The organism is Streptomyces sp. PKA51, assembly GCF_057552455.1.
The window spans coordinates 193,657-219,673 of record NZ_BAAJPZ010000012.1 but is presented as its reverse complement, the minus strand read 5'-3'; the positions used below and the strand labels follow the sequence as shown (position 1 = coordinate 219,673).

The window sequence follows — 26,017 nt, the reverse complement described above, 5'->3', positions numbered from 1 at the left end:
GGTCGACACCACGAGAGCGGAACATCGAGCGGAATAAGCTCGACATTCACAGCGTCCTCGCTGTGCGCCTTCCTCGCGGAAGGACTTTTAAAGGAACCTCATCCATCGTGATGATGGACGGGGTGTCAACATATCTGGCGTTGACTTTTGGCACGCTGTTGAGTTCTCAAGGAACGGACGCTTCCTTCGGTCCCGTTTCACCGGGCCCTCCGGGCGCTTCCCTTCGGTATTTCGTGTTCCGACTCTATCAGATCGTTTTCCGTTCCGTTTCCGGCTCGAAAAGCTTTTCCGAATCCCCTGTCGGCGGGGTGTCCACTACTTTAGCGGCTTTCTCCGGCGGCTCCTAATCGGAGTCGATCGGCACGTATTCCGATGCGGCTTTCGACGCAGCGGAACACATCCCGGTCCGGGATAGTCCTCGTGGAGTAGTGGTTGTGCCGTCCAACGGTCCGCACCCACGGCGCGGCTCCGTCTCAAGCGGCTTGCCTACGTTAGGCCGTCGCCGCGGCAGAGTCAAGCTCCGGCTTTGCCGCGTGTCCGGGACCGGTCGCGGGGCACGTGGGGGCGGTACTGACTGACCGTGGGGTCGCCGTCGGTCCAGAAGCGCCAGGGGTGGTGGGCGCCGTCGCCGCCGACGCCCACGCGGGGGCCGTTGCGCACCTGGTCGGGGGTGACGGGGGTGCCCGCGAGGACGGACAGGGGGGCGTCGTCGCCGGCGCACAGGTCGGTGCCGTTGAGCGTGCGGTCGACGTCGAGGGCCGTGGCCAGGCGGGCGGGGCCGCGGGCGAGGTCGCGGTCCTGGCGGGCCTTGGGGCGGCGGCTGCGGGCGAGGTCGAGGCCCTCGATCACTTCGCCGCCGCGCAGCAGGACACCGCTGGCGTGGCCCTCGGGGCCGCAGACGAGGTTCAGGCTGAACCACATCCCGTAGATGAAGTAGACGTAGGCGTGTCCGGGCGGGCCGAACATCGAGGCGTTGCGCTCCGTGCGGCCGCGGAAGGCGTGGGAGCCGGGGTCGGCCTCGCCGGCGTACGCCTCGACCTCGGTGATGCGCAGTTCGATGCGGCCTTCGGGCAGGGTGCGGACGAGGGTGCGGCCGAGCAGCTCGGGGGCGACCTCCAGGACGGGACGGTCGAAGAACTCCCGGGGCAGTGGCATACGGTCAGGCGCGCAGATCATGCCGGTCGAGCGTAGTGGAAGGGACCGGGAAACGGTTCCGGGAGGGATGACGATGGTGTTCAAGAAGCTGCTGGCGAGCCTGGGGGCCGGCGGCGCGTCCGTCGAGACGGTGCTGTTCGAGGAGAACGTGGTGCCCGGCGGCGTGGTCCAGGGCGAGGTGCGCATCCAGGGCGGGACGGTCGCACAGCAGATCGAGAGCCTGTCGGTGGGGCTGCAGGCCCGGGTCGAGGTCGAGGGCGACGACGGGGAGTACAAGCAGGACGTCGAGTTCACCCGGGTGCGTCTGGGCGGGGCGTTCGAGGTGCAGCCGGGTGCGGTGCACGCGGTGCCGTTCGCGCTGGAGGTGCCGTGGGAGACGCCGGTGACGGTGTTCCTGGGGCGGCACCTGACCGGGATGGAGGTGGGGGTGACCACGCACCTGGCCATCGCCCGTGCGGTGGATTCCAGTGATCTCGATCCGGTGAACGTGCACCCCCTGCCGGCCCAGCAGGCGATCCTGGACGCCTTCGGGCAGCTGGGCTTCGCGTTCAAGGCCGCGGACCTGGAGCGGGGGCACATCGGCGGGACGCGGCAGCGGCTGCCGTTCTACCAGGAGATCGAGTTCCATGCGCCGGCGCAGTACCGGGGGCTGAACGAGGTGGAGCTGTCGTTCGTGGCCGACGACCGGCAGATGGACGTGGTGCTGGAGATGGACAAGAAACCGGGGCTGTTCGGCTCGGGCAGCGACACGTACCGCTCGTTCACGGTGGACCTGCAGGCGTACGGGCAGACGGACTGGGCGGCCTATCTGCACCAGTGGCTGGCCGAGGTGGGCGGCAAGCGCAACTGGCTGTGATCGCGGGGCCGGGCCGCCGGGTCGCGGCGGCCCGGCGGCTCAGGCGAGGAGCACGGCCAGCGGGGAGGCGCTCTCGGCCCAGTAGTCGACGGCGTCGGTGAGGATCGCCTCCGCGGTGCGGGCGTCGGCGGGGGCGGACTTGCGGAAGGTGCCCCAGTCCTCGGCCAGCAGCAGGTAGCCGTGCGGCTTTCCGGTCTCGCGCCACCAGGAGAGGTCGGTGAGGCAGTCGGCCAGGGCGTCCCAGTTGCGGCCGAACCAGTCGGGCAGGTCGAGGTCGCGGGCGCAGCTGTCGAGGAAGGCGGCCTTGTCGTGGACGCCGTCGAGGCGCAGGTGGGCGCCGCGCCAGTCGGCCTCGGTGGCGAGGGCGAGGGCGTCGGCGGGGGCCTCGGTGGGCGGCAGGCGGTAGACGCCGGGGGGTGTGGTGCCGGCGAGGAGGGCCGGGAGGCCGGGGGCGGGCAGTGTGCCGGTCATGGTTGCACCACCGCTTCGAAGGTCTGGTAGTGGTCGCTGGTGTAGTAGCGCTCGGTGTGCTCCCCGGTGATGATGCGGCGGGCGCCGCGGGTGCGTGAGCCGGGGGTGGGCACGGTGTACTCGTGGTAGTAGCCGCGGGCCTGTTTGGGGAGCCGGTTCTCGTGGTTGCCGAAGACCGTGCCGTCCTTGTCGTACGGGAAGGGGCCGCCCTTCTCGATGAGTTCGAGGGTACGGCGTGCCTCGGGGGGCAGCTCGGACCGGGAGACGGTCTTCATGCCCTTGGCCCAGGAGGGCGTGCCGGCCGGGGCCGGTGCGCCGGCGGCGGGGGTTCTGGGGTGCTCCGGTTTGTGGTGACCGCCCGACGAGCAGGCGGGCAGGAGCAGCAGCGGTAGGGCGGTCAGCAGGACGGTCAGCGGGCGCATGACGCGTCGTCCGAATTGTCGAAGTACATGAAGCACGCTCCATATGGTCGCAGTGCGTGCGGCCCGGCCCTCGTTAGGCTGGCGCCTTCAGTCCGTGCGTGTATTGGAGGTCTTCTGGTGTCCGAGCAGAAGCGACGGCCGCTCCCTCACGATTTTCATCCGCCGGTGCCCTCGTTCCAGGTGGTGAGCGACGATGTGGCTCCCGGGGCGCGGCTGAAGGACGATCAGGTGCTCTCGGCCGGCAACGTCTCGCCGCACCTGCGCTGGGAGGGCTTCCCGGAGGGGACGAAGAGCTTCGCCGTCACGTGCTTCGACCCGGACGCGCCGACGGGCAGCGGTTTCTGGCACTGGGTGCTGTTCGACATCCCGGCGGACGTGACGGAGCTTCCGGCGGGGGCGGGCAGCGGTGGGATGAAGGGGCTGCCGGCGGGCGCGGTGCACGTGCGCAACGACTACGGGACGCGTGACTTCGGCGGGGCCGCGCCGCCGCCGGGGGACGGGCCGCACCGGTACGTGTTCACGGTGTATGCGGTGGACCAGGAGAAGCTCGGGCCGGACGAGGCCGCCTCGCCGGCCGTGGTGGGCTTCCACCTGCGCTTCCACGCGCTGGGGCGGGCGCAGTTGGTCGGCGAGTACGAGAACCCGGCCCGGGGCTGAGCCGGGGCGGGCCGGAAATTCCGTTGCGCCGCACCGTCCCGGGATCGCACAGTGTTCCTGCTGACTGACGGCTTCTCACGTCGCCGTCGGGCAGTGGGTACCGCAGTGGCGGGGGCGGTTCGGCGCGCAGGTGTGTGGCGCCGGCCGTCTGCCGGAGTCCGGCTTCGACGCCGGGCGGCCGCGCCCACTGCCGTAACGCTCCGGGCCCTGTTCGACACGGGGGAAAGGGCCCGGAGCGTTCTCCTTCTCGGTGGTCTGCTTCGGTGGTCTGCTGCTGTGGCCTGCTGCTGTGGCTATCGCAGCAGCATCTGGACGATCGCGACGATGCCGACGACCACGATGACCGCGCGCAGCGCGGTGGGCGGCAGGCGGCGGCCGAGCCGGGCGCCGAGCTGTCCGCCGAGGGTGGAGCCGACGGCGATGAGCAGGACGGCCGTCCAGTCGACGGGGGCGACGAAGACGAAGAACAGGGCGGCGACGCCGTTGACGACGACGGCGAGGATGTTCTTGAGGCCGTTGATGCGCTGCAGGTCGTCGTGGAGCAGGACGCCCATGAGGGAGAGGTAGAGCACGCCCTGTGCGGCGCCGAAGTAGCCCCCGTAGGCGCTGGAGAGCAGCAGGCCGGCGAGGAGGGCGGGGCCGCCGTCGGTGGGGGCCGCGGTGCCGTTGCGTTCCCGGCGCCGGGCGAGCGCTCGGGCGAGGCGGGGCTGGAGGACGACGAGCACCAGGGCGAGGCCGATGAGCGCGGGGACGATCGCGTCGAAGGCCGAGGAGGGCAGCGCGAGCAGCAGGGCGGCGCCGGTGAGGCCCCCGGCGAGTGCGGTGGTGCCGAAGAGGGCGATGCGGCGGCCCTGGCCGCGCAGTTCGCGGCGATAGCCGATGGCGCCGCTGATGTTCCCGGTGACCAGGCCCAGGGTGTTGGAGACGTTCGCGGTGACGGGCGGCAGGCCGGTGGCAAGGAGCACCGGGAAGGTCAGCAGGGTGCCCGAGCCGACGATGGTGTTGATGGTGCCGGCGCCGATGCCGGCGGTGAAGACCGCGAGGGCTTCCCAGATGGACAAGGCCATCTCCTTCGATCAGTGTGTCGCCTCCCCGCCGTCGCCCGGTCGGGGGGCCGCACTGATCTTGCCGCAGGGCGGGGCCTCAGTCGATGGGCGGCTGCTCGCGGCGCGGGCTCTCCTTGGCGGGCCGGGGGCCGTCCCCGCCGCCGGTGGGGCCGGGGCGGGAGCCGAAGCTGCCGACGGCTCCGCTGAGGCCCTTGAGGGCGTCGCCGATCTCGCTGGGGACGATCCAGAGCTTGTTGGCGTCGCCCTCGGCGATCTTCGGGAGCATCTGGAGGTACTGGTAGGACAGCAGCTTCTCGTCCGGGTCGCCGGCGTGGATGGACTCGAAGACCGTGCGGATGGCCTGGGCCTCGCCCTCGGCGCGCAGTGCGGCGGCGCGGGCCTCGCCCTCGGCGCGCAGGATGGCCGACTGCTTCTCGCCCTCGGCGGTGAGGATCTGCGACTGGCGGATGCCCTCGGCGGTGAGGATGGCGGCGCGCTTGTCGCGATCGGCGCGCATCTGCTTCTCCATCGAGTCCTGGATGGAGGTGGGCGGCTCGATGGCCTTGAGCTCGACGCGGTTGACGCGGATGCCCCACTTGCCGGTGGCCTCGTCGAGGACGCCGCGCAGGGCAGCGTTGATCTCCTCGCGGGAGGTGAGGGTGCGCTCGAGGTCCATGCCGCCGATGATGTTGCGCAGGGTGGTGACGGTGAGCTGCTCGATGGCCTGGATGAAGCTGGAGACCTCGTAGGTCGCGGCGCGGGCGTCGGTCACCTGGTAGTAGATGACGGTGTCGATGTTGACGACCAGGTTGTCCTGCGTGATGACCGGCTGCGGCGGGAACGGCACGACCTGTTCGCGCAGGTCGATGCGGTTGCGGATGGTGTCGATGAAGGGCACGACGATGTTCAGGCCCGCGTTGAGGGTGCGGGTGTAGCGGCCGAAGCGCTCCACGATGGCGGCGCTGGCCTGTGGGATGACCTGCACCGTCTTCATGAGGGCGATGAAGACGAGCACCACCAGGATGATCAGGACGATGATGATCGGTTCCATCGTGGCTCCAGCTCCCCGTGCCTGTGTCGTCGGTTGTCGTGCGTGGTCTTGATCAGTCTTTCAGAACACGGTGCCGTCGTGCAGGCGTTGGGCGCGTCCGGTCGGCATGCCGTCGCGCGGAGGCGGTGGTCACAGGACGACGGCCGTGGCGCCGTCGATCTCGACGACGTCGACGTGCTGGCCCACCTCGTAGGTGCGCTCGGCGTCCAGGGAGCGGGCGGACCAGATCTCGCCGGCGAGTTTGATGCGGCCGCCGTTGCCGTCGACCCGTTCCAGGACGACGGCCTGCCGGCCCCGCAGCGCGTCGATGCCCATCGCCGGTCCGGAGCGCTGGGTGCGCTGCCGGTTGGCGATGGGGCGTACGACGGCGATGAGGGCGACGGAGACGACGGCGAAGACCACGAACTGGGCCACGGCGCCGCCGTGGAGGGCCGCGGTGACCGCGGCCCCGACGGCGCCGACCGCGAGCATGCCGAATTCCGGCATGGCGGTGACCACCAGGGGAATGCCGAGCCCTACGGCGGCGACGAGCCACCACACCCACGTGTCCACGTGGTCATGGTAGGGGCGTGCGCGGCCCGGCGGCAGGGCGCGAGGGCCGCGCCGGGCTCCGTCAGGACAGGGGCAGGCCCTGGGCGGTCCAGCGGTCGCCGCGCTGCTCGACGACCAGCGGCAGGCCGAAGCAGTGCGAGAGGTTGCGGGAGGTGAGCTCGAGCTCGATGGGGCCGGCGGTGAGCACCTTGCCCTGGCGGATCATCAGCACGTGGGTGAAGCCGGGGGCGATCTCCTCGACGTGGTGGGTGACCATGACCATGGAGGGGGCGAGCGGGTCGCGGGCGAGCCGGCCGAGGCGGCGCACCAGGTCCTCGCGGCCGCCGAGGTCGAGGCCGGCGGCGGGCTCGTCGAGCATGAGCAGCTCGGGGTCGGTCATCATCGCGCGGGCGATGAGGGTGCGCTTGCGCTCGCCCTCGGAGAGGGTGCCGAACTTGCGGTCGAGGAAGTCGGTCATGCCCAGGACGTCGAGGAAGGCACGGGCGCGCTGCTCGTCGACCTCCTCGTAGTCCTCCTGCCAGGTGGCGGTCATGCCGTAGGCGGCGGTGAGGACGGTCTGCAGCACGGTCTGGCTGCGCGGCAGCTTGTCGGCCAGGGCGATGCCGGCCATGCCGATGCGCGGGCGCAGCTCGAAGACGTCGACGGAGCCGAGCTTCTCGCCGAGGATGGTGGCGGTGCCCTTGGTCGGGAAGAGGTAGCTGGAGGCGACGTTGAGCAGGGTGGTCTTGCCGGCGCCGTTCGGGCCGAGGATCACCCAGCGCTCGCCCTCCTTGACCGACCAGGAGACCTGGTCCACCAGAGCCCGGCCCTCGCGGACCACGGATACGTCCACCAGTTCCAGCACATCGCTCATGAGCGCCTTGTCTCCCATTGCAGTCGCGTCGTCGCTTGCGCCTGTCGGCGCAGTCCCCTGGGGTGACCCCCAGAGAAAACCTACGCCACTGGTCGCGGGTGGCAGTCCTTAGGCTGGTGGCCATGCTCGACGAACACCGCTCAGGACGCCTCACCGCGTGGGGAAATGCCCTGCTTGCCGGATTTGCCGCACCGGACGACGCCGCCCACCGCGTCACCGGACGTGACGCGGTCCACCGCGTGACCGGCCTGCCGGGCGAGGCGGGCCCGGTCGGCCTGACCCTGGCGCTGGGCCGGTTGCGCGCCCTGGGGGCGACGGGGCTGCGGCTCGCGCTGCCGGTGCCCGGGCACCCCCTGGGCCTGAGCGGGCCGCCGGAGTTCAACGCCCGGGCGATGGAGGCCGAGGAGGCGGTGATCGCGGTCGGCGCCGGGCTGGGCCTGGTGCCGGAGGTCCGCGAGGCCGGGCCCGAGGGCGATGTGCACACCGAGGTGGAGTGGCACTGCCTGCCCGTACGGGACACCCCGCCGGCGGACACGCCGACGCTGTCGGAGGCGGAGCGGGAGCTGGCCGAGGCGCTGCGGGAGGCGACGGAGGTGCTCACCCGGCTGGACGTGGCCGGTTCGGGCCCGGTGGCCCGGGCGGCCCTGGAGGCGTACCGGGCGCGGGCGGAGCGGAATCGCGAGGTGCTGGCGCCGGGCTATCCGCCGCGGGCGGCACGGGTGCTGGAGCTGGCCCAGCGGGTGGGGGCGCTGATCGCCATCGCGTACGAGCCCGGCGACCGCGAGGGCCGCGAGCACGGTGCGGCGGTGAGCGCCTCGCAGATCGCGGCGCGGGCGGCGGCGCTGCGGCCGGTGGAGCGTACGGCGCGGCGGGCCCGGGTGGCGGCGTACAACGCGATCGTGGAGGAGCGGGAGCGGCGCCGGGACTGACGGCGGGCGCGGGAAGGCCCCGCGGACTGCCGTCCGCGGGGCCCTGCCGTGATGCACGCGCGTCGTCGTGGCGCGCGCCGCCGTCAGTGACGGTCGTGGTGACGGCCCTCTTCGTGGTGACCGCCGTGGTGCTCGTGCTCGGTGATGCGGACGTGCTCGCGCGGCGGGTTGGTGATGCAGGTGTTGCCGAACGTCGGGTTGAGCAGCCCGATGATGTCGATGGTGTTGCCGCAGAGGTTGATGGGGATGTCGATCGGGATCTGGATGACGTTGCCCGAGATGACGCCCGGCGAACCCTGAGCGACGCCCGAGGCCCCCGCTCCGCTGAAGTCGTCGTCGGTGGCGGCGGCGGGTACGACGGTGGCACCGAGGGCAACGCCGGCCGCGGCGAGAGCGAGGGCGGCCTTCTTGGCACTGTTCATGTGGTGGTCTTCCTTCTGATGACTGACCTTGTCGACCCCTGCCACGGGGCCCTGTACCGATGAACGCCAATGAGCCGCCGACGGCACGGCCATCGACGGTGTTTGCCCTCTTTTGGACGATTGACCACCACCCGGATGTCGGCTCCGCCGGGTGCGGAGCCGACGCCCGGGGGCGGGAGGAGCCGATTACTCGTTGACGCAGAGGTTGCCGTGCGTGCCGTTGAGCAGGCCCACCACGCTGACGGTGTTGCCGCAGGCGTTCGTCGCGACCTTCACCGGCACCTGCACGACGTTGCCCGAGGCCACGCCCGGGTTGCCCTTCGACTCGGCCTGGGCCTGCCCGTGGGCGGAGGCCGCACCCGCACCGGCGAGGGCGAGACCGCCGACGGCGAGCGTGACAGCAGCGGCCTTCTTGATGTTGTTCACTCTTCCTATGACCTTCCTGGTGTATTGCCAGAGTGTCGCCACGGCCAGCCGCCGCGGTTACGCCATGGAGAACGGGCCTGGGCCATTCGGGTTGCGCCATCGGGCCGGTTATCACACGACCGCATGAATCTGCGGTCGGCGCGCTGATCGCAGCGCCGGGGCGTCCTCAGGCCCCCATTCCGTGCCGCACGGCCCACAGAGCGGCCTGCGTACGGTCGGCGAGGTCGAGCTTCATCAGGATGTTGGAGACATGGGTCTTGACGGTCTTCTCCGACAGCACCAGGGCCCGGGCGATCTCCCGGTTCGACCGCCCGTCGGCGATCAGCGCCAGCACTTCGCGCTCCCGCTCGGTCAGCCCGTTGCTGCGGCCCTGACCGCCGCCGGTCTCCTCCTGCGCCAGCAGGGCGTCGGCGACCTCCGGCTGCAGCAGGACGTGCCCGGCGTGCACCGACCGGATGGCCCCGGCCAGGGCGTCGGGGTCGACGTCCTTGTAGACGTAGCCGGCCGCGCCGGCGCGCAGCGCGGGAATCACGGTGCGCTGCTCGGTGAAGCTGGTCACGACGAGCACCCGGGCGCCGTTGCCGAGCTCGCGCAGCCGGCGCAGGGCCTCGATGCCGTCCATGCCGGGCATCTTCACGTCCATCAGGACGACGTCGGGGCGCAGCTGCTCGGCCTGCTCGACGCCGTCGGCACCGTCGGCGGCCTCGCCGACGACCTCGATGTCGTCCTGCACCTCCAAAAAGGTGCGCAGGCCGCGGCGGACCACCTGGTGGTCGTCCACCAGCAGCACCTTGATGCCGTGCTTTCCCGGGGGACGCCCCCCGGGCTCCCGGCCGGACGTGTCAGCCACCGGGCACCTCCATTTCGATCGTGGTCCCCTTGCCGGGTGCGGAGTCGACGGTCAGCCGGCCGCCCACCCCGTGGGCCCGGTCGCGCATGGAGACCAGGCCCAGGTGGCGGCCGGCCCTGCGGACGGCGGAGGGGTCGAAGCCGCGTCCGTCGTCGCTGACGCGCAGGGCGACGCCGGGGCCGAGCCGGGTGAGGGCGACCTCCACCCGGCCGGCTCCCGAGTGCCGCAGGGCATTGTGCAGCGCCTCCTGGGCCACGCGCAGCAGGGCCTCCTCCTGGGCGGCCGGCAGGGCGCGTACGCCGTGGGCGGCGAAGGTGACGCGCGCGGCGTGGGCCCGGTCGAGCACCTTGACCTGGGCGCGCAGGGTGGCGGCGAGCCCGTCCTCGTCCAGGCCGGCCGGGCGCAGCTCGACGACGGCGGCGCGCAGTTCGTCGGCGGCCTCGGCGGCGAGCCGGGCCACCTCGCCCAGGGCGTCCTTGGCGCGGGCCGGGTCGCGGTCGACGAGGGCGGAGGCGGCCTGGGCGGTCAGGCGCAGCGAGAACAGCTTCTGGGAGACGGCGTCGTGCAGCTCGTGGGCGAGGCGGGTGCGCTCCTCGGCGATGGTCAGCTCGCGGCTGCGCTCGTAGAGGCGGGCGTTGGTGAGGGCTATGGCGGCGTGCTGGGCCAGGACGCCCAGCAGCTCCTCGTCCTCTGCGGTGAAGGCGCAGCCGCCGGCGGGGTCGGGGCAGTTCTTGTTGGCGAGGAAGAGGGCGCCGAGGATCTCCTCGCCGTCGGCGACGGGCATGCCGAGGAAGTCGCGCATGTCGGGGTGGGCGTCGGGCCAGCCGCCGAAGCGGGGGTCCTTGCGGACGTCGCCCAGGCGCTGGGGGGTGGCGTCCTGGAGCATGGAGGCGAGGATGCCGTGCTGGCGGGGCAGCGGGCCGATGGCCTTCCACTCCTCGTCGGTGACGCCGTCGACGACGAACTGGGCGAAGCCGCCGTGGTCGTCGGGCACGCCGAGGGCGGCGTAGCGGGCGTCGAGGAGCTCGCGGGCGGAGGCGACGATGGTCTGCAGGACCTCGCGCACCTCCAGATGTCTGCTCATGGCGAGGAGTGCGGTGCTCACGGCCGTGAGGCCGGAGCGGGGGCCGTTGGTCATATGCGCACCGTACCGAGCCGCCGCGGGGCGCGGATCGGGCCTGCGGGGGGCCGGTCCTGGTCCTGTGGGCCTAGGCCGGAGTGGCCGGGAGTCGCCCCGGGCAGACTCCGGTCATGTCTATACCAACGCAGTGGACGCCCACGCACGGCGCTCCTTACCGACCCGTGCCCTACCGTCCCGAGCGGATGCCCGCCGAGGAGTCGCTGGCCCGTGCGGCCGAGCTGAGGGAGCGGATGGGGCGCCGCCGGACCGTGCGGCAGTTCTCCCCGGACCCGGTGCCCGAGCAGGTGATCCGGGACGCGATCGCGTGCGCGGCGACGGCGCCGTCCGGGGCGCACCAGCAGCCGTGGACGTTTGTGCTGGTCAAGAATCCGCAGGTGCGGCGGCGGATCCGGGAGGCGGCCGAGGAGGAGGAGCGGCGCTCGTACGCGGGGCGGCTGGGCGAGGAGTGGCTGGCGGCGCTGCGGCCGCTGGGTACGGACGAGGTCAAGCCGCACCTGACGGACGCGCCCGCCCTGATCGTGGTCTTCCAGCAGCGGTACTGGCTGGGCGAGGACGGCGAGCGGCGCAAGCACTACTACGTGGACGAGTCGGTCGGCATCGCGGTGGGCATGCTGCTCTCCGCGCTGCACCTGGCGGGGCTGGCGGCCCTGGTGCACACGCCCAGCCCGATGCGCTTCCTGGGGGAGGTGCTGGGCCGGCCGGTGAACGAGAAGGCGTTCGCGGTGGTGCCGGTGGGCTATCCGGCGCCGGACTGCACGGTGCCGGACCTGGTGCGCAAGAGCCTGGATCAAGTACTGGTGGAATTTTGATCAAGCATTCCTGATCTAGCGTTTCTGATCGCAAACGCATCGTGCGGGGACAGGCACACCGGGTGACCCGGGAGCGCTCCCGGTGTGAGCCCGCTCATGGGACGCACATCACGTACGAAGCGGCATAGTGGACGCGTAAACAGCGCTTAAGAAGCGCTGCCAACTGCTGGGGCGCCCCTTCGGGGGCGCCTCTGGCGTGCGCACCGCAACGAAGCCGGATAGTACGAAGGACCTTTGCCAGCGCTATTTACGGCCGCTAAGAATTGCCGCGTCGCATGGCGCCGCCAACCGAGGGACGGCGCTTCTTTCGCGCCACATCCGTGCCAGGACGGGCCTGCGACTCACGCGATTGGAAGAGGTTCAGCTCAGCATGCGCTCCCCCATCTCCGGCTATACCCGTCTGACCAAGGTCCACAAGCTCTCCGCCGCGGGCGTCGCCGCCGCCGGCATCGCCGCCCTGGCGTACGCCGTCGTCCCGGCCGCCGCCGAGGGCGACCAGGCCGCCGCCGTCAAGCCCGTCGCGTGGAACGCCGCCGCGTTCGGCGAGACGCAGCAGCAGGAGCTGAACAAGCAGACCGACGCCGCCGCCCAGAAGGCGAAGGCGCAGGCCGAGGCCAAGAAGAAGGCGGACGCCGAGGCTGCCGCCAAGGCCAAGGCCGACAAGGAGCGCGCCGAGAAGGAGGCCGCGAGCCGCTCGGCCGAGCGCAAGCCGGTCGAGGCCGCCCAGGCCGCCCCGGCCGCCCCGGCCCCCAAGACCTACGCCAACAACCTCGACGGCTGGATCCGCCAGTCCCTGGACATCATGAAGGCCAAGGGCATCCCGGGCAGCTACAACGGCATCTACCGCAACATCATGCGGGAGTCGACCGGCAACCCGAAGGCCATCAACCTCTGGGACTCCAACGCCGCCAAGGGCATCCCCTCCAAGGGCCTGCTCCAGGTGATCGACCCGACCTTCAAGGCGTACCACGTCGAGGGCACCTCCTGGGACATCTACGACCCGGTCGCCAACATCACCGCCGCCTGCAACTACGCGGCGAAGGTCTACGGCTCCATGGACAACGTCAACTCCGCGTACTGACGCTTCCGCAACGCCGAAGGGCGGCACCCGCATCGCGGGTGCCGCCCTTCGGCGTGTCCAGGAGCCCTCCTGGGTCCCTACTTGCGCATGACCTCGGGCTCGTGGCGGCGCAGCAGGCGGACGACCGCGAAGCCGCACACGACGCCGATGGCCACGAGCGCGGCCATGTCGATGCCCCACTGGGAGACCGAGTGCGCCCACAGCGGGTCGAGGCTGGTGGGGTCGCCCTTGTCGAAGGGCGCCATGACGTGCGAGAGGTCCAGCGTGGTGCCGGCGCCGGCGATGGCCCAGCGGGCCGGCATCAGCCAGGCGACCTGCTCGATGCCCGGCGAGTTGTAGATCTTGAACAGGATGCCGGTGAAGACGACCTGGACGATGGCGAACATGACCAGCAGCGGCATGGTCTTCTCGGTTGTCTTCACCAGCGAGGAGATCACCAGGCCGATCATCATGCAGGTGAACCCGAGGGCGATGATCACCAGGCACAGCTCGACGGCCGGCAGGTTCTTCAGCACCAGGCCCTGCTCGGGCAGCTTGCGGACCGAGAAGCCGATGGCGCAGATCATGGCGCCCTGCACCGCGGTGATCAGCCCCAGGACGATCACCTTGGACATCAGGTAGGCGGTCCGGGACAGGCCGGTGGCCCGCTCCCGTTCGTAGATGACCCGTTCCTTGATCAGCTCACGGACGGAGTTGGCGGCGCCGGAGAAGCACATGCCGACCGCGAGGATCAGCATGATCGTGCCGGCGTCCTGGTTGAAGTGTCCCTTGGTGGGCGCGCCGAGACCGAAGTCGGAGGGGATCAGCGTGCTGACGCCGCCGAGCACCGCGGGCAGGGCGAGCATCAGGCCCAGGAAGCCGCGGTCGGAGGCGATGACCGACACATACCGGCGCATCAGCGTCCACAGCTGCGACATCCAGCTCTGCGGCACCGGCGGGCGCACCATCTGGGGCTGCACGTGCACCGACTGCGGGGCGACGGCGTCGATGTCGGCCGCGTACATCTGGTAGTGCTGCGAGCCCTTCCAGCGGCCCGCCCAGTCGTAGTCGCGGTAGTTCTCGAAGGCGGAGAAGACATCCGCCCAGGTCTCGTAGCCGAAGAAGTTCAGCGCCTCCTCCGGCGGACCGAAGTAGGCCACCGAACCGCCGGGCGCCATCACCAGCAGCTTGTCGCACAGCGCGAGCTCGGCCACGGAGTGGGTGACCACCAGGACCGTGCGACCGTCGTCGGCCAGGCCGCGCAGCAGCTGCATCACGTCACGGTCCATGCCCGGGTCGAGGCCGGAGGTGGGCTCGTCCAGGAAGATCAGCGACGGCTTGGTCAGCAGCTCCAGGGCCACCGAGACGCGCTTGCGCTGGCCGCCGGAGAGGGCGGTGATCTTCTTGTCCTTGTGGATGTCGAGCTTGAGCTCGCGCAGCACCTCGTCGATGCGCGCCTCGCGCTCGGAGGTCGCGGTGTCGCCGGGGAAGCGCAGCTTGGCCGCGTAGCGCAGCGCCTTACGGATGGTGAGGTCCTTGTGCAGGATGTCGTCCTGCGGGACCAGACCGATGCGCTGGCGCAGCTCGGCGAACTGCTTGTACAGGTTGCGGTTGTCGTAGAGGACGTCGCCCTGGTTGGCCGGGCGGTAGCCGGTCAGCGCCTTGAGCAGGGTCGACTTGCCGGAGCCGGACGGGCCGATGACGGCGATCAGCGACTTCTCCGGGACGCCGAAGGAGACGTCCTTGAGGATCTGCTTGCCGCCGTCGACCGTGACCGTCAGGTGGCGGGCGGAGAAGGAGACGTCACCGGTGTCGACGAACTCCTCGAGGCGGTCGCCCACCAGGCGGAAGGTGGAGTGACCGACACCGACGGTGTCCTGGGGGCCGATGATCTGCCGGCTGACCGGCTGACCGTTGACATAGGTGCCGTTGTGACTGCCGAGGTCGACGATCTCGAAGCGGCCGTCGTTGGTGGCCCGGAACTCCGCGTGGTGACGGGAGACCTGCAGGTCGGAGACGACCAGTTCGTTGTCCAGGGCACGACCGATGCGCATGACCCGGCCGACCGCCATCTGGTGGAAGCTCGTCGGGCTGCGGTCGCCGTAGACCGGCGGTGCCCCCGCGGAGCCCTGCTCGGGCTGCGCCTGCTGCGGCACGTACGGCTGCTGCGGCTGCTGCCAGCCCCCCTGCGCCTGCGCGGGCTGCTGGTACTGCTGGCCCGGCCAGCCCTGGCCGCCACCGCCGTGCTGGGGCTGCTGGTACTGCTGCGGCGGCGGTCCCTGCTGGTGCAGCGGGGGGGCGATCGCCGTCTGGGCGCTGTAGATGTCCGCCGCCGGAGCCGCTGCGGCCGACAGGCTCAGCCGCGGGCCGTCGGTGGCATTGCCCAGGTGCACGGCTGCACCCGGGCCGAGCTCCAGCTGGTGGATCCGCTGCCCCTGCACATAGGTGCCGTTGGTGCTGCCGTGGTCCTCCAGGACCCAGCCGCGGCCGTTCCAGCGGATGGTGGCGTGCCGCCAGGAGACTCGGGCGTCCTCCAGCACCATGTCACCCTGCGGGTCCCGCCCCAGGGTGTACGACCTGGACGGATCCAGCGCCCAGGTCTGTCCATTCAATTCCAGTACGAGTTCCGGCACTCCACGCCCCACTACTTGTCCCCCGATGAGCCCCCTGCACGGGGAGTCTAGGGATGGCGAACATCGGGAGGAACTATTTCAGGCGCAGTCCCCCAACCAAAAGTCGGGAGCGCCCCGGAGGTGTACCGGCCCTGTAACAGGCCCCGTTGACCGGCGCCGAACCCGCCCCGACAGTAGGAATCGCCCACGGATGCGGTGGATGCACACGGACCACGACCATCCCGGGCAACCGGTGCGTGGAGGCGGGGGGCCGTGATGACCATGACCAGCGGCGGCCGTGCGGGGCGCGGCGCCGATCTCGTACTGACGGCGGTGGCCGGGGTGAGCTGGGCCTTCCTCGCCATGGCCGGCGTCGCGGCGGCCGGGCTGCACCTGCTGGGCGCGGACGCGGCCGGCTCGCTCGGCCCCATGACCGCGGCCGTGGTGGTGCTGGCGGTCGGCGGCTCCCTGAGCCCCTCCGGCTCCGTCGAAGCATTCGGGCTGACAGGCGCGGGGGCGCACACCACCATCGACATCGCCCCGCTGGGCGTCGGGCTGGTGGGGGCGCTGCTGCTGGGCTGGGTCCTGGCCCGCTCGCTGCGCGCCGCGGGCCCCGTGGCGCCCGGCCTCGAACTCGCCGCCCGAGCGGGCGCGGTCGTCGTCCTCTTCCTGCTCGTCCTGGGGCTGCTCGCCTGGGCCGGCTCCTCCACCGTCACCTTCGACGGCGCCGCGCTCGGCCTCGGCAAGGGACCGGGCGGCACAGGGCTGGACATTCCCGGCCTCGGCGACATCGGGAACATCGGCGGGGGCCTGCCGGACCGGCTCGCCGGGCTCGCCGACGCCAAGGCGTCCGTCGGCTTCTCCGTCCGCACCGGCCCCTCCCTCCTCGGCGGGCTGGCCTGGGTGCTCGGCGTCCTGCTCGTCACCCTCGCCGCGGCCCGCCGGGCCCCCCTGCCGGCCGCCCTGCGGGCCGCCCACCGCACCGTGCGCCCGGCCGCCTCGGCCCTGCGGACGGTGCTGCTCCTCGCCGTCGCCGCCGGCCTCGCCGCCGCCGCGGCCGCGGCCGCCGGCGACGACCATCCGCGGCGGGTGCTCGGCGCCGCGCTGCTGGGCGCCCCCAACGGGGTGTGGCTGGGCGTCCCCCTCGGGCTCTTCGTGCCCTTCCACGGCGCGGCCACCGGTTCCCTGCTGCAGATGCTGCCGCACCCCCTGGACGACCTGCTGCGCGCCGGGACGGACCTGCCGGTGACCGTGGGCCGCCTCGCCGACCTGGAGCCGGCGGTGTGGCTGCTGCCGGCCGGCTGCGTACTGCTGATGCTCACGGCGGGCGTGCTCACCGCGGTGCGCACGCCGCGCGAGGACGCGCGGGCGGGTGCCTACGCGGTGCGCTGCGGCCTGTGGCTGGGCGCCGTCACGGCGGTGGCATTGGTGCTGCTGGTGGCCGCGGTACGGCTGCGGGCGGACGCGGGCCTGTCCGTCCTGGGCGTCGACGCGGCCGGCGCCGGACTGCAGCTGACCGGCGACCTGCCGGCGGCCGCCGGCCTGGGCGCCGCATGGGGCCTGGGCGCCGGCACGGCCGGGGCGCTGCTGGCATGCGCGGTGGGGGCGGCGGGCCGGCGGGCGGTACGGCACGCGGTGCGGGCCTACCCGGACGCGGCGTACGCCCCCGGGCCGTACAACCCCTCGCCGGGCTACCGGCCGGCGCGCGAGGAGACCAACCCCTACCTGCAGGGGGGTGCCTTCGGGGCACCGACACAGACGGCGAAGGCTCCCCCGCCGCCGCGGCCACGGCGCGAGCCGCAACGGTACGGCTGGCAGGCGCCGCCGCCACCGCCGGAGGGCCCCCCGCCACCGCCGCGAAGCGGCCGCTAGGGCCGGTCCGGCGGATCATGCGGTGCCCGTAGGGGCGCGGGGTGGCACGCCGACTGCGGGCCGTCGGTGGCCGATCGCGCAGTTCCCCGCGCCCCTATGGGGCGCCGTGGCTGGCGCAGTGCCCCGTAAGGGGCGCGGGGAACTGCGCGACAAGCCACGACGCAAGCCGCAGATCGACACCGCCCCGCGCCCCTACGGGGCACTCCGTGCCGCCCCGGCCACGGGGGTGGCGACCCGGGGCGGCTACCGTAGAAGCACCATGAGCGCCGCATCGCAGACCCCGCCTGTCGCCGCCGGCGACGACGTCCCCACCCTCCTCGTCAAGATCTTCGGCAAGGACCGCCCCGGCATCACCGCCGGCCTCTTCGACACGCTTGCCGCCTTCGCGGTGGACGTCATAGACATCGAGCAGATCGTCACCCGGGGCCGCATCACGCTGTGCGCCCTGGTCACCGCCCCCGAGGGCGGCGCGCCGGCCGAGGGGAACCTGCGGGCGACGGTGCACAGCTGGGCCGAGTCGATGCGGCTGCAGACCGAGATCATCTCGGGTCGCGGCGACAACAGGCCGCGCGGTACCGGCCGTTCCCACGTCACCGTGCTCGGCCACCCGCTGACCGCCGAGTCGACGGCCGCCATCGCGGCCTGCATCACCGACACCGGCGGCAACATCGACCGCATTTTCCGCCTCGCGAAGTACCCGGTGACGGCCGTGGAGTTCGCGGTCTCCGGCACCGAGACGGAGAAGCTGCGCACGGCGCTGGCCACCGAGTCGGCAGCCCTCGGCGTGGACGTGGCGGTCGTGGCCGCCGGCCTGCAGCGGCGGGCGCAGCGCCTGGTGGTGATGGACGTGGACTCCACGCTCATCCAGGACGAGGTCATCGAGCTGTTCGCCGCGCACGCCGGCTGCGAGGCCGAGGTGGCCGAGGTGACCGCCCGGGCCATGCGCGGCGAGCTGGACTTCGAGGAGTCGCTGCACGAGCGGGTGGCCCTGCTGGCGGGGCTGGACGAGTCGGTGGTGGACAAGGTCCGTGCGGAGGTGCGCCTGACCCCCGGCGCCCGCACCCTGATCAAGACGCTGAAGCAGCTCGGCTTCCAGGTGGGCGTCGTCTCCGGCGGCTTCACGCAGGTCACGGACGACCTGCGGGAGCGCCTCGGCCTGGACTTCGCCTCCGCCAACACCCTCGAGATCGTGGACGGCCGGCTGACCGGCCGGGTGACCGGCGAGATCGTGGACCGCGCGGGCAAGGCGCGGCTGCTGCGCCGGTTCGCGGCCGAGGCGGGCGTGCCGCTGGCGCAGACGGTGGCCGTCGGTGACGGCGCCAACGACCTGGACATGCTCAACGCGGCCGGCCTGGGCGTGGCCTTCAACGCCAAGCCCGTCGTGCGCGAGGCGGCGCACACCGCCGTGAACGTGCCCTTCCTGGACACCGTGCTGTACCTGCTGGGGGTCACCCGCGAAGAGGTCGAGGCCGCCAACACCCACGAGTGACCCCCACCGGGCCCGGCCGGGCCCGGCTTCAGGCGTGCGGGGCCCAGAAGGCGACGAGCCTGCCGACGCCGTGCTCCACGGACTTCCAGGAGCCGGAGAAGCCGAGCACCGCGATGGCGGCCGTGGGGAAGCCGGAACGGTTCATCCGGGCGAGCAGGTCGCCGTCGGCCTCGCCAGCGAGGGCGTCGGCGAGGGCGTGCATGCCCGGGTTGTGGCCGATGAGCACGACGTCCTGCACCTCCTCGGAGACCTCGTTGAGCAGGGCGATCAGCTCACCGAGCGAGGCTTCGTACATCCGGTCCTCGTAGACGGTGCGCGGGCGCTCGGGCAGCTCTGCCACGGCGAGCTTCCACGTCTCGCGCGTACGGACCGAGGTGGAGCACAGGGCCAGGTCGGGTGTGATGCCGGAACCGGCGAGCCAGCGGCCGGCGACGGGGGCATCCTTGCGGCCGCGCTCGGCGAGAGGGCGCTCGTGGTCGTTGGCGTCGGACCATTCCGCCTTGGCGTGCCGGAGGATGACGATCCTGCGGGTCGGTTCGGAGCTCATGCCGTCCAGCTTCGCATGAAACCCGTGGCGGGGCGCGGGGTGTTGACGGCCTCGTCCCCCGCCGGACGGCGGACGCCCGAGCGGGTGCTCACGGCACCGGGTGCCCGGTGACCTGCCGGGCCAGGCGCAGGACCTGTACGACGACGGTACCCGCGCCGCCGGCCGGGCGCTCGCCGTCCGCGGAGACGGCGGAGGCCGGCGGGCGCAGCGCGGGCAGGCAGAACAGCGCCACGAACACCACGACGGGCAGCGCCACGGCCCACCAGGGCAGCCGGTTGGGGGACACGCGTATCGCCTCCGGAGCTCGGACGCACCGCGGGGCCGCGGTGCACCTCCGACGCTACGGAGCCGGGCGGGCGGCTCCCATCCGGTGAGCCACCCAGGCGACCCTGGCGTCATCCCCTAGGGGACGGTGGGGACAGCCCCACCCCCGGGCGGGGGTCGCGCCTCAGCCGGCGGCGAAGGTGGCGATCACGGCGATGACGACGGTGATGCCGAGCATCGCGCCGAGGATGGTCAGCAGGGCCTTCTGGCCCTTCTTGGGGTCCGGGTGCGGTTCGAGGACGGGCATGGCACCCAGTGTCCCATCCCGGCCGTCTGCCGCCTCACCCGGGCGTGTGGGTGACCCACGCCCGGCGCACCTGCAGCCAGCAGCGCTGGGCGAGGACGACGCGGGCCGCGGGGCCGACGGCGACGACGGCGGTGTCCATGGCCGGATCCCACCAGTGGGCGCAACTCACGTGCAGCTGGACGCGGTCGGTGGTGGCGTTGCCGTTGTAGCAGCGGGCGGTGACGTGGGAGCCGCGCACGCGGGTGTGGCACTCCGCCTCGCGCGCCGGCTCGGGCGAGGGTGCCGCGGCCGTGACGGCCGTCAGGGCGACGGCGCCCAGCGCCACCGTGAGCGCCGCCCGGCGGAACGGGAAGCGCATGACCGTCCACCTCCTCAGGTCTGTCCGGCGGATCCTCGCCGCGGGACGCCACGGCGCCCCGTCAGGGGCGCGGGGAACTGCGCGACAAGCCACGACGCGCCCGCGGATGTCGGCTGCAGGCCACCGGTGGCCGATCGCGCCCACGCGGCGGCAGCCGCATATCGACACCGCCCCGCGCCCCTTACGGGGCACCGCATGATCCGCCGGGCAGGCCCAGGCTCCCGCCATCAGTGTGCGGTCGCGGCGGCTTCCGCACGACCCGGGAACGCGCGCTGCCCGCGCCGGCGGACGGCCGGCGCGGGCAGCGCGGGGGTGTACGGGGCGTGCGGAAGGGTCAGGCACCCATCATGTGCACGCCGCCGTCGACGTGGACGATCTCGCCCGTCGTACGGGGGAAGAAGTCCGACAGCATGCCGACGATGCCGCGGCCGGCCGGCTCCGGGTCGGTGAGGTCCCAGCCGATGGGGGCGCGGTGGTTCCACACGTCCGCCAGCTCCTCGAAGCCGGGGATGGACTTGGCGGCCATCGACTTCAGCGGGCCCGCCGAGACCAGGTTGCAGCGGATGCCCTTGGGGCCGAGGTCGCGGGCCAGGTAGCGGTTGGTGCCCTCCAGGGCCGCCTTGGCCACGCCCATCCAGTCGTACTTCGGCCAGGCGATCTGCGCGTCGAAGGTCAGGCCCACGATGGAGGAGCCGGCCGGCATCAGCGGCAGCAGGGCCATGGCCAGGGACTTGTAGGAGTACGCCGAGACCTGGACGGCGGTGGAGACGTCCTCCCAGGTGGCCTCCAGGAAGTTGAAGGCGCCCTGCGGGCCGAAGGCGATGGAGTGCACGATGCCGTCCAGCGGGACGCCGTCGCCCAGGTGCTCGCGCACCTTGTCGGCGAGGCCGTCGAGGTGCTCCTGGTTGGTGACGTCCAGCTCGATGACCGGCGCCGGCTTCGGCAGCCGCTTGGCGATGCGCTCGACGAGCGAGAGCCGGCCGAAGCCGGTGAGGATGACCTCGGCGCCCTCGTTCTGGGCGACCTTGGCGGCCTGGAAGGCGATCGAGGACTCGGTGAGGACTCCGGTGATCAGAATGCGCTTGCCTGCAAGGATTCCACTCATGGCGATCAGTGACCCATGCCCAATCCGCCGTCGACGGGAATGACGGCTCCGGTGATGTATGCGGCGTCGTCGGAGGCGAGGAAGCGGACCGAGGCCGCGATCTCCTCGGGCTGCGCATAGCGGCCCAGCGGGACGCCGGCGACGATGCCCTTGCGCTGCTCGTCGGAGAGCACACGGGTCATGTCGGTGTCCACGAAGCCGGGCGCGACGACATTGATGGTGATGTTGCGGGAGCCCAGCTCGCGGGCGAGCGAGCGGGCGAAGCCGACCAGGCCGGCCTTGGAGGCGGCGTAGTTCGCCTGGCCGGCGGACCCCAGGAGGCCGACGACGGAGGAGATCAGGACGACGCGGCCCTTGCGGGCGCGGAGCATGCCCTTGGAGGCGCGCTTGACGACGCGGAAGGTGCCGGTGAGGTTGGTGTCGATGACGGAGGTGAAGTCCTCCTCCGACATGCGCAGCAGCAGCTGGTCGCGGGTGACGCCGGCGTTGGCGATCAGCACCTCGACGGCGCCCTGCTTCTCCTCGATCTCCTTGTAGGCCTGCTCGACCTGCTCAGGATCGGTGATGTCGCACTTCACGGGCAGGCAGCCGAGGTCCACGAGCTCGGCCGGCGGCTCCCCGGAGCGGTAGGTGAAGGCGACCTTGTCGCCGGCGTCGGCGAAGGCTCGGGCGATGGCGAGGCCGATGCCCCGGTTACCTCCGGTGACGAGAACCGAGCGGCTCAAAGGATCACCCTTCCGTTGTCGTATCCCTGGATCCTGGCGGACTACACCGAACGTATCGGTAGAGGTCGCCGAAGCGAGAAGCGACCTGCGACAGGGGGAACCGGCGGTCGCTGTTGGATCTCTACAGAAAATCTCTGCAGGAAGCAGCCCGAGGTCAGCGACCCGCGGGCGTCCAGTGGGCGGGCCTGGTCAGGCCCGCGGGCAGCTTGGTGGCCGCGTCGCCGCGGGCGGCGTGGACCTGCGGCTGGGTCAGGAACAGGGCGCCGGTCAGGTCGGCGCCGGCGAGGTTCGCATCCCGCAGGTCCGCGCCGATGAGGTCGGCGCCGCGCAGGTCGGCCCCGCCGAGGTCGGCGGCGATGAGGTAGGCGCCGCGCAGGTTGGCCCCGCGCAGGTCGGCCCGCTTCAGCCGGGCGCCCATGAGGTCGGCGCCGCGGTGGTTGCGGGTTTTGCGGCCGGCCGCGGAGCGTACGAGTTCGCTGGTGCGCAGCAGCAGGGCGCTGACGCCCTCGCGGTGGGCCGCGAGGTCGAGGGCGGCGAGCTCCTCGGGGGTGCCCAGGGTCAGGCGCTCGGTCTCCTCCAGCGCCGTGCGCAGCTCGGCGTGCAGGGGCCGGGCCTGCGGCAGGGCCAGCGCCTCGGTGAGGTACGACAGCAGCTCGTGGAGGTGGCGCATCACGGGGAACGCCTCGAACATCGGCTGCCGCAGTTCGGGGTTGCCGCGCCAGTCGCGGCCGCCGAAGGTGACCTGCGAGACCTTCTGCCCGGCGCCGAAGCAGTCGTAGACGGTGCAGCCGGTGAAGCCCTTCTCGCGCAGCCGGGCGTGGATGCCGCAGCCGAAGTCCTGCTGCAGGTTCGTGCAGGGCTTGCCGGCGGGCTTGTCCACGGCGAAGTCCGCGGAGGCGGCGAAGGGCAGGGCCACGCAGCACAGCCCGAAGCAGTTGCCGCAGTCGCCCCGCAGGGCCGTCCGGTCGGGTGTCGTCGCGGGCACGGTGGGGCTTCCTTCCGGGGGCCGCGCGGGTGGGCGGCCGGGTGGGTGACGTTGCAGGCCACGACACCTTAACGGCATCGTTCACTGCAATCACACCGATAAGGAGCGTGGACCGTGCCGCATGAGATCGATCCGTCCTTCCTCGCGCTGCCGCTGCGCCCCCTGGCCGACGCGGCGCTCGCGCGGGCGCGGGCGCTGGGCGCCCAGCACGCGGACTTCCGTCTCGAGCGGGTGCGCAGCGCCTCGTGGCGGCTGCGGGACGCCCGGCCGGCGGGTTCCTCCGACGCCACGGACCTGGGCTACGCGGTACGGGTGGTGCACAACGGGACCTGGGGGTTCGCCTCGGGCGTGGAGCTGACGATGGACGCGGCCGCGCGCGTGGCGTCGCAGGCGGTGGCCATGGCGAAGCTGTCGGCGAAGGTCATCGCGGCCGCCGGGTCCGACGAGAGGGTGGAGCTGGCCGAGGAGCCGGTGCACTCCGAGCGCACCTGGGTCTCCTCGTACGACATCGATCCGTTCGAGGTGCCGGACGGCGAGAAGAGCGGGCTGCTGGCCGACTGGAGCGAGCGGCTGCTGGGCGCGGAGGGCGTCGCGCACGTGGACGCGTCGCTGCTGACCGTCCACGAGAACAAGTTCTACGCCGACTCGGCGGGCACGGTCACCACGCAGCAGCGGGTGCGGCTGCACCCGCAGGTGACCGCCGTCGCCGTCGACGAGGACGGCGGCGGCTTCGACTCCCTGCGCACCCTCGCCCCGCCCGCCGGCCGCGGCTGGGAGTACCTGACCGGCGCCGGCGGCTGGGACTGGGACGCGGAGCTCGCGCAGATGCCCTCGCTGCTGGCGGAGAAGATGCGCGCACCGAGCGTGGAGCCGGGCGCGTACGACCTGGTGATCGACCCGTCCAATCTGTGGCTGACGATCCACGAGTCCATCGGCCACGCCACCGAGCTCGACCGGGCCCTGGGCTACGAGGCCGCCTACGCGGGCACCTCGTTCGCGACGCCGGACCTGCTGGGCACGCTGAAGTACGGCTCGGAGATCATGAACGTGACGGGCGACCGCACGGCCGAGCACGGCCTGGCGACCATCGGCTACGACGACGAGGGCGTGGCCGCCCAGTCCTGGGATCTGGTGCGCGACGGCGTCCTGGTGGGCTACCAGACCGACCGCCGCATCGCCCGCCTCATGAACCTCGGCCGCTCCAACGGCTGCGCCTACGCCGACTCCCCCGCCCACGTCCCCGTCCAGCGCATGGCCAACGTCTCCCTCCGGCCGGCCCCCGACGGGCCGTCGACGCAGGAGCTGATCGCGGGCGTGGACCGGGGCATCTACGTGGTCGGCGACCGGTCGTGGAGCATCGACATGCAGAGGTACAACTTCCAGTTCACGGGTCAGCGGGCCTACGCGATCCGCAACGGCCGCCTCGCGGGTCAGATTCGCGACTTCGCGTACCAGGGGATCACCCCGGAGTTCTGGGGCTCCATGGAGGCGGTCGGCGGCCCGCAGACGTATGTGCTCGGAGGGGCTTTCAACTGCGGAAAGGCCCAGCCGGGGCAGGTCGCCTCGGTGTCCCACGGGTGCCCGTCCGCCCTGTTCCGGAACGTGAACATCCTCAACACCACCCAGGAGGCCGGTCAGTGAGCCCTCGCCAGCACAAGCCCCACGAGATCGTCGAGCGCGCGCTGGAGCTGTCGCGCGCCGACGGGTGCGTCGTCATCGCCGAGGAGCGGTCGACCGCCAATCTGCGGTGGGCCGGCAACGCCCTGACGACCAACGGGGTCACCCGGGGGCGGAGCGTGACGGTCGTGGCGACCGTCGACGGGGCCGAGGGCACGGCCTCGGGGGTCGTGTCGCGGTCGGCGGTCACCGTGGACGAGCTGGAGCCGCTGGTGCGGGCGGCGGAGGCGGCGGCGCGGGAGGCCGGGCCGGCGGAGGACGCGCAGCCGCTGGTGACGGGGGTGCCGCAGGACGCGGCGTTCACGCAGGCGCCCGCCGAGACGTCCTCGGCCGTCTTCGACGCCTTCGCGCCGGCGCTGGGCGAGTCCTTCGCCCGGGCGCGGGCGGCGCAGCGGGAGCTGTACGGCTTCGCCCGCCACGAGGTGGTCTCCAGCTATCTGGGCACCTCCGCGGGGTTGCGGCTGCGCCACGACCAGCCGACGGGCACGCTGGAGCTCAACGCCAAGAGCCCGGACCGTACGCGCAGCGCGTGGGCGGGGCAGGCCACGCGGGACTTCACCGATGTCGATCCGCTGGCGTTGGACGCCGAGCTGGCGGAGCGGCTGGGCTGGGCGCGGCGGCGCATCGAGCTGCCGGCGGGGCGGTACGAGACGCTGCTGCCGCCGACGGCGGTGGCCGATCTGCTGGTGTACCAGCAGTGGTCCGCCTCGGCGCGGGACGCGGCCGAGGGCCGTACGGTCTTCTCGCGGGCCGGTGGTGGTACCCGGGTCGGGGAGCGTCTGTCGGAGCTGCCGATGACGCTGCGCAGCGACCCGCAGGCGCCGGGCCTGCAGTGTGCGCCGTTCGTGCTCACGGGGGCCTCGGGGGACGACGCGTCGGTGTTCGACAACGGTCTGCCCATCGCCGCCACGGACTGGATCCGCGACGGGGTGCTCACCCATCTGCTCACCACGCGGCACAGTGCCGGGCTGACGGGCCTGCCCGTCCGGCCGTACACGGACAACCTGGTGCTGGACGCGGGCGGCACCCGGTCGCTGGCGGAGATGGTGGCGGCCAGTGGCCATGACGGGCCGGTGCTGCTGCTGACGTGCCTGTGGTACATCCGCGAGGTGGATCCGGCGTCGCTGCTGCTGACGGGCCTGACCCGGGACGGGGTGTACCTGGTGGAGAAGGGGGAGGTCGTGGCGGAGGTCAACAACTTCCGTTTCAACGAGTCCCCGGTCTCGCTGCTCTCGCGGGCGACGGAGGCGGGCCGTACGGAGCGGACGCTGCCGCGCGAGTGGGGGGACTACTTCACCCGGGCGGCGATGCCGGCGCTGCGCGTCCCCGACTTCAACATGAGCTCGGTGAGCCGGGGCGTGTAGCGGCCGGGGAAG

Annotated in this window: 29 protein-coding genes; 10 read left to right on the top strand and 19 right to left on the bottom strand. The window is 72.3% G+C overall.

The annotated features are described in order from the left end of the window. Positions 1 to 347 (top strand): hypothetical protein (locus AC27L3_RS19650; protein WP_487235340.1); only part of this gene is annotated, 347 nt, incomplete at its 5' end. 166 nt (positions 348 to 513) lie between these two features. On the opposite strand, the gene AC27L3_RS19645 is transcribed toward AC27L3_RS19650, so the two are convergent. After that, entirely contained in the window at positions 514 to 1,176 is a 663-nt protein-coding gene (locus AC27L3_RS19645; RefSeq protein ID WP_487235339.1) for a DNA-3-methyladenine glycosylase, read from the bottom strand. A gap of 52 nt (positions 1,177 to 1,228) precedes the next feature. Between AC27L3_RS19645 and AC27L3_RS19640 the strand changes: the two genes are divergently transcribed. After that, the gene (locus AC27L3_RS19640) at positions 1,229 to 2,011 is read left to right on the top strand and encodes a sporulation protein (RefSeq protein ID WP_487235338.1); all 783 of its coding nucleotides are present in this window, start codon (positions 1,229 to 1,231) and stop codon (positions 2,009 to 2,011) included. 39 nt (positions 2,012 to 2,050) lie between these two features. Here the strand turns inward: AC27L3_RS19640 and AC27L3_RS19635 are convergent, their stop codons facing one another. Both AC27L3_RS19635 and AC27L3_RS19630 read right to left on the bottom strand, forming a co-directional pair. Next, positions 2,051 to 2,482 (bottom strand): barstar family protein, encoded by a 432-nt coding sequence (locus tag AC27L3_RS19635; protein ID WP_487235337.1) that lies wholly within the window; start codon positions 2,480 to 2,482, stop codon positions 2,051 to 2,053. After that, positions 2,479 to 2,904, bottom strand: a complete 426-nt coding sequence (locus tag AC27L3_RS19630) for a guanyl-specific ribonuclease (protein WP_487235336.1) — start codon at positions 2,902 to 2,904, stop codon at positions 2,479 to 2,481. Before AC27L3_RS19630 ends, AC27L3_RS19635 begins: the two co-directional genes overlap by 4 nt. Before the next feature lie 117 nt (positions 2,905 to 3,021). Here AC27L3_RS19630 and AC27L3_RS19625 point away from each other — a divergent pair, with 117 nt between their 5' ends. Further along, complete coding sequence (locus AC27L3_RS19625; protein ID WP_487235335.1) at positions 3,022 to 3,561, top strand: YbhB/YbcL family Raf kinase inhibitor-like protein; 540 nt, start codon at positions 3,022 to 3,024, stop codon at positions 3,559 to 3,561. Between the two features lie 293 nt (positions 3,562 to 3,854). On the opposite strand, the gene AC27L3_RS19620 is transcribed toward AC27L3_RS19625, so the two are convergent. The 4 genes from AC27L3_RS19620 to AC27L3_RS19605 form a co-directional block, all read right to left on the bottom strand. Continuing rightward, positions 3,855 to 4,622 carry a sulfite exporter TauE/SafE family protein gene (locus AC27L3_RS19620; protein ID WP_487235334.1) on the bottom strand — a complete coding sequence of 256 codons (768 nt, stop codon included), beginning with the start codon at positions 4,620 to 4,622 and terminating at the stop codon, positions 3,855 to 3,857. Between the two features lie 82 nt (positions 4,623 to 4,704). Continuing rightward, on the bottom strand, positions 4,705 to 5,658 hold the full coding sequence (locus tag AC27L3_RS19615) for an SPFH domain-containing protein (protein WP_487235333.1): 954 nt from the start codon (positions 5,656 to 5,658) through the stop codon (positions 4,705 to 4,707). A gap of 129 nt (positions 5,659 to 5,787) precedes the next feature. Next, positions 5,788 to 6,210 (bottom strand): NfeD family protein, encoded by a 423-nt coding sequence (locus AC27L3_RS19610; RefSeq protein ID WP_487235332.1) that lies wholly within the window; start codon positions 6,208 to 6,210, stop codon positions 5,788 to 5,790. Positions 6,211 to 6,271: 61 nt separating this feature from the next. Further along, a complete protein-coding gene (locus tag AC27L3_RS19605) occupies positions 6,272 to 7,063 on the bottom strand; it encodes an ABC transporter ATP-binding protein (protein ID WP_344436922.1) in 792 nt (263 codons plus the stop codon). Positions 7,064 to 7,185: 122 nt separating this feature from the next. On the opposite strand from AC27L3_RS19605, the gene AC27L3_RS19600 reads away from it, so the two are divergent. Next, entirely contained in the window at positions 7,186 to 7,992 is an 807-nt protein-coding gene (locus AC27L3_RS19600) for a hypothetical protein (RefSeq protein WP_487235331.1), read from the top strand. Between the two features lie 83 nt (positions 7,993 to 8,075). Here AC27L3_RS19600 and AC27L3_RS19595 read toward each other — a convergent pair whose 3' ends face one another. From AC27L3_RS19595 to AC27L3_RS19580, 4 genes are all read right to left on the bottom strand, one after another. Next, complete coding sequence (locus AC27L3_RS19595; protein ID WP_487235330.1) at positions 8,076 to 8,414, bottom strand: chaplin; 339 nt, start codon at positions 8,412 to 8,414, stop codon at positions 8,076 to 8,078. 186 nt (positions 8,415 to 8,600) lie between these two features. Continuing rightward, positions 8,601 to 8,840: a chaplin gene (locus AC27L3_RS19590; protein ID WP_344436925.1), complete on the bottom strand. Its 240-nt coding sequence runs from the start codon at positions 8,838 to 8,840 to the stop codon at positions 8,601 to 8,603. 166 nt (positions 8,841 to 9,006) lie between these two features. After that, positions 9,007 to 9,690, bottom strand: coding sequence for a response regulator (locus tag AC27L3_RS19585; RefSeq protein WP_487235329.1), 684 nt, complete (start codon positions 9,688 to 9,690; stop codon positions 9,007 to 9,009). Further along, positions 9,683 to 10,828 carry a GAF domain-containing sensor histidine kinase gene (locus AC27L3_RS19580; RefSeq protein WP_487235328.1) on the bottom strand — a complete coding sequence of 382 codons (1,146 nt, stop codon included), beginning with the start codon at positions 10,826 to 10,828 and terminating at the stop codon, positions 9,683 to 9,685. Before AC27L3_RS19580 ends, AC27L3_RS19585 begins: the two co-directional genes overlap by 8 nt. A 113-nt stretch (positions 10,829 to 10,941) precedes the next feature. Here AC27L3_RS19580 and AC27L3_RS19575 point away from each other — a divergent pair, with 113 nt between their 5' ends. Then, positions 10,942 to 11,640: a nitroreductase family protein gene (locus AC27L3_RS19575; protein WP_487235327.1), complete on the top strand. Its 699-nt coding sequence runs from the start codon at positions 10,942 to 10,944 to the stop codon at positions 11,638 to 11,640. 370 nt (positions 11,641 to 12,010) lie between these two features. Next, on the top strand, positions 12,011 to 12,721 hold the full coding sequence (locus tag AC27L3_RS19570) for a transglycosylase SLT domain-containing protein (RefSeq protein ID WP_487235326.1): 711 nt from the start codon (positions 12,011 to 12,013) through the stop codon (positions 12,719 to 12,721). Between the two features lie 77 nt (positions 12,722 to 12,798). On the opposite strand, the gene AC27L3_RS19565 is transcribed toward AC27L3_RS19570, so the two are convergent. Then, the gene (locus AC27L3_RS19565) at positions 12,799 to 15,333 is read right to left on the bottom strand and encodes an ABC transporter ATP-binding protein/permease (RefSeq protein ID WP_487235325.1); all 2,535 of its coding nucleotides are present in this window, start codon (positions 15,331 to 15,333) and stop codon (positions 12,799 to 12,801) included. A gap of 255 nt (positions 15,334 to 15,588) precedes the next feature. Here AC27L3_RS19565 and AC27L3_RS19560 point away from each other — a divergent pair, with 255 nt between their 5' ends. Further along, positions 15,589 to 17,184: a streptophobe family protein gene (locus AC27L3_RS19560; RefSeq protein WP_487235324.1), complete on the top strand. Its 1,596-nt coding sequence runs from the start codon at positions 15,589 to 15,591 to the stop codon at positions 17,182 to 17,184. Positions 17,185 to 17,443: 259 nt separating this feature from the next. After that, positions 17,444 to 18,673 carry a phosphoserine phosphatase SerB gene (gene serB / locus AC27L3_RS19555; protein ID WP_487235323.1) on the top strand — a complete coding sequence of 410 codons (1,230 nt, stop codon included), beginning with the start codon at positions 17,444 to 17,446 and terminating at the stop codon, positions 18,671 to 18,673. Between the two features lie 28 nt (positions 18,674 to 18,701). Here serB and AC27L3_RS19550 read toward each other — a convergent pair whose 3' ends face one another. From AC27L3_RS19550 to AC27L3_RS19520, 7 genes are all read right to left on the bottom strand, one after another. After that, a complete protein-coding gene (locus AC27L3_RS19550) occupies positions 18,702 to 19,220 on the bottom strand; it encodes a SixA phosphatase family protein (RefSeq protein ID WP_487235322.1) in 519 nt (172 codons plus the stop codon). A gap of 88 nt (positions 19,221 to 19,308) precedes the next feature. Beyond that, positions 19,309 to 19,506, bottom strand: a complete 198-nt coding sequence (locus AC27L3_RS19545; protein ID WP_487235321.1) for a hypothetical protein — start codon at positions 19,504 to 19,506, stop codon at positions 19,309 to 19,311. Between the two features lie 162 nt (positions 19,507 to 19,668). Beyond that, positions 19,669 to 19,791: an SGM_5486 family transporter-associated protein gene (locus AC27L3_RS19540; protein ID WP_344436940.1), complete on the bottom strand. Its 123-nt coding sequence runs from the start codon at positions 19,789 to 19,791 to the stop codon at positions 19,669 to 19,671. Positions 19,792 to 19,825: 34 nt separating this feature from the next. Beyond that, complete coding sequence (locus AC27L3_RS19535; RefSeq protein ID WP_487235320.1) at positions 19,826 to 20,149, bottom strand: hypothetical protein; 324 nt, start codon at positions 20,147 to 20,149, stop codon at positions 19,826 to 19,828. Between the two features lie 334 nt (positions 20,150 to 20,483). Continuing rightward, complete coding sequence (gene fabI, locus AC27L3_RS19530) at positions 20,484 to 21,254, bottom strand: enoyl-ACP reductase FabI (RefSeq protein WP_487235319.1); 771 nt, start codon at positions 21,252 to 21,254, stop codon at positions 20,484 to 20,486. A gap of 5 nt (positions 21,255 to 21,259) precedes the next feature. Beyond that, on the bottom strand, positions 21,260 to 21,979 hold the full coding sequence (gene fabG / locus AC27L3_RS19525; RefSeq protein ID WP_344436943.1) for a 3-oxoacyl-[acyl-carrier-protein] reductase: 720 nt from the start codon (positions 21,977 to 21,979) through the stop codon (positions 21,260 to 21,262). 154 nt (positions 21,980 to 22,133) lie between these two features. Next, on the bottom strand, positions 22,134 to 22,964 hold the full coding sequence (locus AC27L3_RS19520) for a pentapeptide repeat-containing protein (RefSeq protein WP_487235318.1): 831 nt from the start codon (positions 22,962 to 22,964) through the stop codon (positions 22,134 to 22,136). A 114-nt stretch (positions 22,965 to 23,078) separates the two neighbouring features. Here AC27L3_RS19520 and AC27L3_RS19515 point away from each other — a divergent pair, with 114 nt between their 5' ends. Together AC27L3_RS19515 and AC27L3_RS19510 are read left to right on the top strand one after the other, a co-directional pair. Beyond that, complete coding sequence (locus AC27L3_RS19515; protein WP_487235317.1) at positions 23,079 to 24,605, top strand: TldD/PmbA family protein; 1,527 nt, start codon at positions 23,079 to 23,081, stop codon at positions 24,603 to 24,605. Then, positions 24,602 to 26,005, top strand: a complete 1,404-nt coding sequence (locus AC27L3_RS19510; protein WP_487235316.1) for a metallopeptidase TldD-related protein — start codon at positions 24,602 to 24,604, stop codon at positions 26,003 to 26,005. The genes AC27L3_RS19515 and AC27L3_RS19510 overlap by 4 nt, the downstream gene beginning before the upstream one ends. The last annotated feature ends 12 nt before the right edge of the window (positions 26,006 to 26,017 follow it).